Source organism: Thermoanaerobaculia bacterium (assembly GCA_035260525.1).
Lineage (GTDB): Bacteria > Acidobacteriota > Thermoanaerobaculia > UBA5066 > DATFVB01 > DATFVB01.
Genome location: DATFVB010000188.1, coordinates 1 through 7,191, shown reverse-complemented (window position 1 = coordinate 7,191; position 7,191 = coordinate 1). Strand labels below are relative to the sequence as shown.

Below are 7,191 nucleotides of genomic sequence, written 5' to 3'. Positions count from 1 at the left end.
CCGGGTGTCGGATACCTCGGAGTAGCTTCGAATATCCATTCCAAGTCGATTATAGGCATAGTTCAGGCAGCAAGCGGCAAATCCATCGAGGTCGCCTCTGCCGAGTTGAAGCGATCACGTTCCGTGTCGCTTAACTCGGCGGAGTGCCGCAACCGGCCAGCAGCAAATGTGCCCCGGTGAGCCTTGGGCCGGGCCCTCACCCGGCGCCGCGGAGTTCTTGGACTTTCCCTCCCTGGTGACGACCGCGGCCCGGCGCCGCTTCCGGAGATCGAGCCGGTCGCCGACGAGATCCCGGCCGGTGCGCTTTCGACTCCTGCGTGACAGTGCCGCCCGTCGCCGAGTTAAGCGGCGCGGAACGCGACCGCTTCAACTCGGCGACGCCGGAGATCGAGCGGCGCGCCAGGTCCTAAAGCGAGAACAGCGACGACGACATTCGCCGTCTTCAACTCGGCGACGCCGGAGATCGAGCGGTGCGCCGAAACCTACGACAGGACGACGATGACCACTCTCCGGTTCTTGGACCGCCCCGTCTTCGTCTTGTTCGACTCGACGGGCTGGGTCTCGCCGTAAGAGATCGTGCTCATCCGGTTGAGGGCGACCCCCTTCTGGTTGAGGTAGAGGCGCACGGCATCGGCGCGCTCCTGCCCGAGCCGCATGTTGTATTCGGGCGAGCCCGTGGAATCGGTGTGCCCCTGGATCTCGAGATACACGTTCTTGTCGTCGTTCTTCATCTTCTCGACGAACTCGTCGAGCTGCTGGCGCGCTTCGTCCGAGAGCTCGTGTCCGTTGACGGGAAAGTGAGCCGTGTCGTCGGAAAGGACCACCGCGTAGTTGAATTTTCCCTGGGCGAGCTTGCCCGCCTCGGAGGCGCGGGCGAGGGCGTCCTGGGTCGACTTGTCGAGCCGGGTGAGGCGCTGCTCGTGCTCGTTGACCTTCGTCTGCGTTTGCTCGACCTGCGATTCGACGTCCGAGATGTGCTTTTCCGACTTCGCGCTGCTCTTCTCGACCTCTCCGGAAACGTACTTCTTCGTGGCGCACCCGGGGAGAATCGCCAGCGCTGCGGCGACGCCCAGGCAAGCTCCCCCGACTCGCAATCCCTTCATTCTTTTCCTCCTTCAATTCCCGGGGCCGTCCGCCCGCAAGGCGCGCCGAGAGAGCGCAAACAGAGCGGACGCCCGGACCTTCGGATCATAGCGTGGAACCACGCGCACCGCAGGATGCGGCGCTCGGGGGGAAAAAAAGAGAGGGGGGCCGCGCCGCCCCCCTCGTCGAAAAAATTCCGGACCGCCCCGAGGTCGTACGGCTATCAGCTCAGGACGATGATGACGACCCGGCGATTCTTCGCGCGTCCCGCCCGCGTCCTGTTGGATTCCACGGGCTGCGTTTCGCCGTAGGAGATCGTCGCCATTCGGTTGAGCGCCACTCCCTTTTGGTTGAGATAGAGCCGGACGGCCTCGGCGCGTTCCTCGCCGAGCTTCATGTTGTAGTCGGGGCCACCGGTCGCATCGGTGTGGCCCTGGATCTCGAGATAGACGTTCTTGTTCTCGGTTTTGAGGTGATCGACGAACTCGTCGAGCTGCTGCCTGGCCTCCGCGGAGAGCTCGTGCCGGTTCAGCGGAAAGTGCGAGTTGTCGTCCGAAAGCACGACCGAGTAGTTGAACTTGCCTTCGGCGAGCTTGCCCGCCTCGTTGGCGCGATCCAGCGCGTCCTTGGTCGCCTTGTCGAGCTCCGTGATGCGCTGTTCGTGCTGGCCGACTCTCGACTGGGTCTGCTCGACCTGGCTCTCGACGTCCGCGATGTGCTTCTCGGCGGCCGCGCTGCTTTTCTCGACTTCTCCCGAGACGTATTTCTTGGTGGCGCAGGCCGGGAGAAGCGCCAGCGCCGCGGCGGCTCCCAGCCCCACGCTCCAGGATCGAAGGTTGGACATCTCTTTTCCTCCTTGTTTCTTTCCGCGGAATGCGGACGTCAACGGTTGACGGTCAGCGGTATGGGGGCGGTCCCTCGGTAGCCGCGGCGCGCTCGGACGACCCGGGTGCCGCCTCCTTTGACCGTGACCACGATCGGCCAGTATCTTACGTCTCCTTCGCCCGACGGCTGAAAACCCAGCACGTACTGGCGCCGGAGCTCCCCGTCGATCGCGTTGGCGATCGGCCGGAGATCTTCGTCGCCCGAAACCAGGAACATCCGCCCTCCCGAGGCCTGCGCCAGGAGGTCGAGGGCGGACAACGACAATTCCTTGCGTTCCTCCTCGTTCAGCACGGTGTACGAAGCATTTTTCATGCCGATCGCGTACACCGGAACGCTCTCGTTCTGCATGACGCGCTCGATGTCCTTCGTCGTCAGCTGGCTCGCGTTGTCCACGCCGTCGGTGAAGAGCAGGATCGCCTTCTTCGTGTTCCCCCCCGCGAGCAGCTCGTTGCTCGTCTGGATGACGGCGTCGTACAGGGCGGTCTTCCCCACCGGCTTCAGGAAAAGGAGCTGGCGCAGGAGCGCCGAAGGGTCCCGGTCGAAATTCGCGACGACCCGGACCTCCTCCTCGGAAAACGTAAAGAGGGCGAAGTCGTCTCCGGGCTGCCGCAGCCCCACGAGGCGCTGGATCATCTCGCGGGCGCGGTCGAGCTTGTCGGCGATCTTCATCGACCCCGAGACGTCCAGCAGGATCGCGAACGAGACGGGCGCCCGGTCGCTCTTCTCGAACGAACCGATCGCGACGGGCTTGCCGTCGACCCAGACGTGGAAGTCCTCCTCCCGGAGCGTGTCCACGAATCCCCCCTTGCGGTCGCGCACGACGACGGGGAGCTGGACGTATTCGGTGCCGGCGGTCGCGGTGAAATGCCCGACCGGCGCGTCCTGCGCGGGGCGCGCTCGAGCGGCGCCGGCGAGGAGCGCCAGGGCGCTCAGGAGGACCGACAGATTCCGGGAAGACACGGGTGGTGGCCGGCGCCTTACAGGAGCTCGCTTTCGGCGAAGAAGAACCCGATCTCCCGCGCGGCGTTGTCGGGCGAGTCGGAGCCGTGGATCGCGTTGCGCTCGATGTCGGTCCCGTAGAGGCTGCGGACCGTGCCCGCCTCGGCCTTCTTGGAGTCGGTCGCGCCCATCGTCGCGCGCAGCCGCGCGACGGCGTCGTCGCGCTCGAGAGCGACGACCCACACCGGCCCCTCGGTCATGAACCGGACGAGCCCGTCGTAGAAGGGCCGGTCCTTGTGCACGGCGTAGAACGCCCGGGCCTGCGAAGGCGTGAGCGTCGTCTTCTTCCCGCCGAGAAGCCGGAAGCCTTCCCTCTCCAGGTGCGCCAGGATCGCGCCGGCGCTGCCCGCCTTCACCGCGTCCGGCTTGATGATCGTCAGGGTACGTTGCGGCACGCTTCGCTCCTTTTCCGCCGCGACTGTACCGTCCGGTTCCGAAAATGACAATAGCGCGTCTTCGAAATCGCCGGCTGCCGGTCCCCGCCGCGAAGTGGAGGACAATTGCCCGCATGCCGCCCCCTGCCGCACGCCGCGCGCTCGTGAACGGCGCGGTCGCCTTCGTCTTCGCTACCGGGGTTCTCGCGGGCGTCGCCGCGTTCTCCCGCGAAATCCGAAGCGATCGGCGCGGAGCGCCGTCGACGACGTTTCCGCCCGAAATGGACCGGTTTCGGCGAAGCGTTCTCGCCTCGTTGCCGCCGGGCGCCGGCGTCGTGTTCCTGGATTCGGGAGACGATCCGTGGGTCGAAGTGCTCGTCGAGCGCGCACTCTTCCCCCATCCCGTCTGGACCGTTTTCGGGCCGCCGGAAGAAATCGACGCCTCGCTTCGGCGGCTGATGGCCCGGACTCGCCTGCGCTTCGCGATCGTGGCCGGCCCCGTCCCAACGAGCGCCCGCCTGCGCCGCGCGCGGCCGCTGCCCCGGCTGTCCGGCTTCTCGAGCCCGTTCCTCTTCGGAGAGCTCGAACGGTGAGCGGATTCCCGGACGCGGCGATCGCCGCGGCGCTCGCGCTTCTCTTCGCCGCCGCCGGGAACGCGATCCTGGGCCGCCGCCCGGCGGGGATCGGGGAGTGGAACGAATCGTTCCTCGTCGGGGCGGGTGCGGCGAGCGCCGCGCTCGTGCCCCTGAGCATTTTTCTCGGACATCGGGCGCTCCTGGCCGCCCTGGCGGTCGTCCTCGCCGCCGCGGGGGCGAGCGTGCTTCTTCCGCGGAAGGCGCAACGCGAGCATCGCCCGCAGGTTCCCCGGCCCAGGGATCCGTGGACGCCGGTCTTCTTCGCGCTCGCCGCCGCCGCCGTACTCCTCTTCACGGCGCTCGACCTCCGAGTGGCGTATCGATGGGATGGGCTGGCGATCTGGGCCGCCAGGGCGCAGCTCCTCCACCACGACGGCAGCCTGTTCGGCACGATCCCTCCTCCCGGCAGCTATCTGCGGAGCAAGCTCCGGTATCCGCCGCTCCTGCCGCTCGCCGAGGCGCTGGTCGCGACGATCCGGGGGAAATGGGACTTCGACGCCCTCAAGCCGATCTTTCCGCTCTTCTTCCTTTCGCTCCTCATCGGGACCGCGCGGGCCGCGAGGACCTTCGGATCACGCGCCGCAGCGCTGGGGGCCGCCGCGCTCGTCGGGCTGCTTCCCGCCGTCTCCACGGGCACGAACCTCGGCGGCTACGCGGATCTTCCCGAGGCCGCGGTCGTGGCCGCCGCCGCGGCCGCGTGTCTCCGGGAGTCTCCGGCGACGCTCTCCTGGCGTTCGCCGGCGCCCTGGCTCCTGGGAGCGCTCCTCATGGTGAAACGGGAGGGGATCATTCCGCTCGCGGTCCTGGCGATGGTCCTCCTGGCGGCGGGTCTCGCGCGCCCCGCGATCCGGCCTCGCCGCGCGTGGAGCGCGCTCGCGCCGCCCGCGCTCTTTCTCGCGATCCGCGCCGCGCACCTGCTCCGGCTGAAGATCCCGGGGCCGAAGCGTTTCCCCCTCTTCTCGCAGCCCGCGACGGCCGTCGCGGAAAGGATCGGGCTCGTCGCGGCCAACGCGGCCCGGTGGCTCCTCGCTCCCGACCTCTGGGGAGTGCTGTGGCCGGCGACCTTCGCCGCGGCGGCGATCCTCGTCGTGCGGGGAGGGGGAAAAGAGCGCGCCCTCGCGGCGATCGCTCTGCTCTGCGTCGGGGCCGACGCGGCGCCGTTTCTGGTGACCGCGTGGCCGATTCCGCTCCACGTCGAGCAGGCCTACTCGCGACTGCTCGAGCAGGTGTCGCCGCTCGCCGTGATCGTGCTCGTCGCGGCGCGCGAGCGCGCGAAGGAGTGGGCGAGCGGAGGCGCGCCGGGCTAGCGGAGGCGAGCCTGCATGGTCCGGCCGAGCTCGGCCGGGCTCTTGACGACCGATATCCCCGCGCCCTCGAGCGCCTTCATCTTGTCGGCCGCCGTGCCGCGGCCGCCGGAGATGATCGCGCCCGCGTGGCCCATGCGCCGCCCCGGGGGGGCCGTCTGCCCCGCGATGAACGCGACGACCGGCTTGTGGCCGAGATTTCCGGCGATCCAGCAGGCGGCTTCCTCTTCGGCCATCCCGCCGATCTCGCCGATCAGGATCACGGCGTCGGTGTCCGGGTCGTCGCGGAAAGCGGTGAGCACGTCGATGAAGTTCGTTCCGTTGACGGGATCGCCGCCGATCCCGACGCACGTCGACTGTCCGAGGCCGAGCCGGGTGAGCTGGTAGACCGCCTCGTACGTGAGGGTCCCGGAGCGGGAGATCACTCCCACCCGTCCCGGGTGATGGATCCGTCCCGGCATGATCCCGATCTTGCACTGGCCCGGCGTGATGATGCCGGGGCAGTTCGGGCCGATCAGCCGCACCGGCCGGCCCCCCTCCGATTTCGACTCCGCGAGAAAGTCCTTCACGCGGATCATGTCGTTGACCGGGATTCCCTCGGTGATGCAGACGACGAGCGCCACCCCCGCCGCGGCGGCCTCGACGATCGCGTCGCCGGCAAACGGCGGCGGGACGAAGATCATGGAGGCGTTCGCGCCCGTCGCGGCGACCGCCTGCTCGACCGTGTCGAAGACGGGGATCCCTTCGTGGACCGTCCCCCCCTTGCCCGGCGTCACGCCGGCGACGACCTGCGTTCCGTACTCGCGGCAGGCGAGCGCGTGGAACGAGCCTTCCCGGCCCGTCAGGCCCTGGACGAGGAGCTTCGTGTCGCGGCCGACCCAGATCGCCATTACGCCCTCCCGCCCGCGCGGCTCATGCCGCGACCACCTTCGTGACTTTTTCCGCGGCGTCGGCGAGGTCCTCGGCCGGGGTGATCTTGAGGTTCGACTCCCGCAGGATGCGCTTGCCCTCGTCCACGTTCGTCCCCTCGAGCCGGACGACGACCGGGATCTGCAGTCCCATCTCCTTGACCGCCGCGACGACCCCGTTGGCGATGATGTCGCAGCGCATGATGCCGCCGAAGATGTTGATGAGCACCGCGCGGACGTTCTTGTCCGAGAGGATGATCCGGAAAGCGTTCTTGACCTGCTCCTCCGAGGCGCCGCCGCCCACGTCGAGGAAGTTCGCCGGCTCTCCGCCGTAGAGCTTGATGATGTCCATGGTGCCCATCGCGAGGCCCGCGCCGTTGACCATGCACCCGACGTTGCCGTCGAGCTTGATGTAGTTCAGGCCGAACTTCGAAGCCTCGACCTCGAGCGGGTCCTCCTCCGTGACGTCGCGCATCTCCTTGATCTCGGGATGCCGGAAGAGCGCGTTGTCGTCGAAGTTCATCTTCGCGTCGAGCGCGAGGACGTCGCCCGATTTCGTCACGACGAGCGGGTTGATCTCCGCGAGCGACGCGTCGGTCTCGACGTAGGCCCGGAAGAGCGCGGGGAGGAACGCGAGCGATTTCTTGTACGCCTCGCCGGAGAGGCCGAGCGCGAAGGCGAGCTTCCTCGCCTGGAACGGGAACATCCCGAACGACGGGTCGAGCGGCTCGCGCACGATCGCGTTCGGGTCCGACGCTGCGACCTCCTCGATCTCCATCCCCCCGGACTTCGACACCATCATCACGGGCCGGGAGATCCCGCGGTCGAGCGTGATTCCGAGGTAGAGCTCGCGGTCGATGTCGAGCGCCTCCTCGATCAGGACCTTGCGGACCTGCTTGCCCTCCGGGCCGGTCTGGTGCGTGACGAGGGTCATGCCGAGGATTTTCCGGGCGAGGGCGTACGCGTCGTCGGCGTTCTTCGCGACCTTGACGCCGCCCCCCTT

8 protein-coding genes are annotated in these 7,191 nt (G+C 68.1%); 2 read left to right on the top strand and 6 right to left on the bottom strand.

The genetic code is table 11. The features are described 5' to 3' along the window. Nucleotides 1–482: 482 nt before the first annotated feature. The 4 genes from VKH46_09320 to ndk all read right to left on the bottom strand — a co-directional run bounded on the left by VKH46_09320 (nt 483) and on the right by ndk (nt 3,362). Complete coding sequence (locus VKH46_09320) at nt 483–1,103, bottom strand: OmpA family protein (GenBank protein HKB71030.1); 621 nt, start codon at nt 1,101–1,103, stop codon at nt 483–485. Nucleotides 1,104–1,306: 203 nt separating this feature from the next. Continuing rightward, nucleotides 1,307–1,927, bottom strand: coding sequence for an OmpA family protein (locus tag VKH46_09315; GenBank protein ID HKB71029.1), 621 nt, complete (start codon nt 1,925–1,927; stop codon nt 1,307–1,309). 38 nt (nt 1,928–1,965) lie between these two features. After that, nucleotides 1,966–2,928 carry a VWA domain-containing protein gene (locus VKH46_09310; GenBank protein HKB71028.1) on the bottom strand — a complete coding sequence of 321 codons (963 nt, stop codon included), beginning with the start codon at nt 2,926–2,928 and terminating at the stop codon, nt 1,966–1,968. Between the two features lie 17 nt (nt 2,929–2,945). Continuing rightward, nucleotides 2,946–3,362 (bottom strand): nucleoside-diphosphate kinase, encoded by a 417-nt coding sequence (gene ndk, locus VKH46_09305; GenBank protein HKB71027.1) that lies wholly within the window; start codon nt 3,360–3,362, stop codon nt 2,946–2,948. 113 nt (nt 3,363–3,475) lie between these two features. Here ndk and VKH46_09300 point away from each other — a divergent pair, with 113 nt between their 5' ends. Together VKH46_09300 and VKH46_09295 are read left to right on the top strand one after the other, a co-directional pair. Further along, nucleotides 3,476–3,934 (top strand): hypothetical protein, encoded by a 459-nt coding sequence (locus tag VKH46_09300; protein HKB71026.1) that lies wholly within the window; start codon nt 3,476–3,478, stop codon nt 3,932–3,934. Next, nucleotides 3,931–5,283 carry a hypothetical protein gene (locus tag VKH46_09295; GenBank protein ID HKB71025.1) on the top strand — a complete coding sequence of 451 codons (1,353 nt, stop codon included), beginning with the start codon at nt 3,931–3,933 and terminating at the stop codon, nt 5,281–5,283. Before VKH46_09300 ends, VKH46_09295 begins: the two co-directional genes overlap by 4 nt. On the opposite strand, the gene sucD is transcribed toward VKH46_09295, so the two are convergent. Both sucD and sucC read right to left on the bottom strand, forming a co-directional pair. Further along, a complete protein-coding gene (sucD, locus tag VKH46_09290; protein HKB71024.1) occupies nt 5,280–6,170 on the bottom strand; it encodes a succinate--CoA ligase subunit alpha in 891 nt (296 codons plus the stop codon). The genes VKH46_09295 and sucD overlap by 4 nt on opposite strands. Before the next feature lie 22 nt (nt 6,171–6,192). Further along, nucleotides 6,193–7,191, bottom strand: a 999-nt coding sequence (gene sucC / locus VKH46_09285) for an ADP-forming succinate--CoA ligase subunit beta (protein ID HKB71023.1), incomplete at its 5' end; no start/stop codon positions are given.

Bases quoted from the DNA above. Each gene is read 5' to 3' on its own strand.
- sucD (HKB71024.1), bottom strand. From the start codon at position 6,170: ATGGCGATCTGGGTCGGCCGCGACACGAAGCTCCTCGTCCAGGGCCTG.
- VKH46_09315 (HKB71029.1), bottom strand. From the start codon at position 1,927: ATGTCCAACCTTCGATCCTGGAGCGTGGGGCTGGGAGCCGCCGCGGCG.
- VKH46_09320 (HKB71030.1), bottom strand. From the start codon at position 1,103: ATGAAGGGATTGCGAGTCGGGGGAGCTTGCCTGGGCGTCGCCGCAGCG.
- VKH46_09300 (HKB71026.1), top strand. From the start codon at position 3,476: ATGCCGCCCCCTGCCGCACGCCGCGCGCTCGTGAACGGCGCGGTCGCC.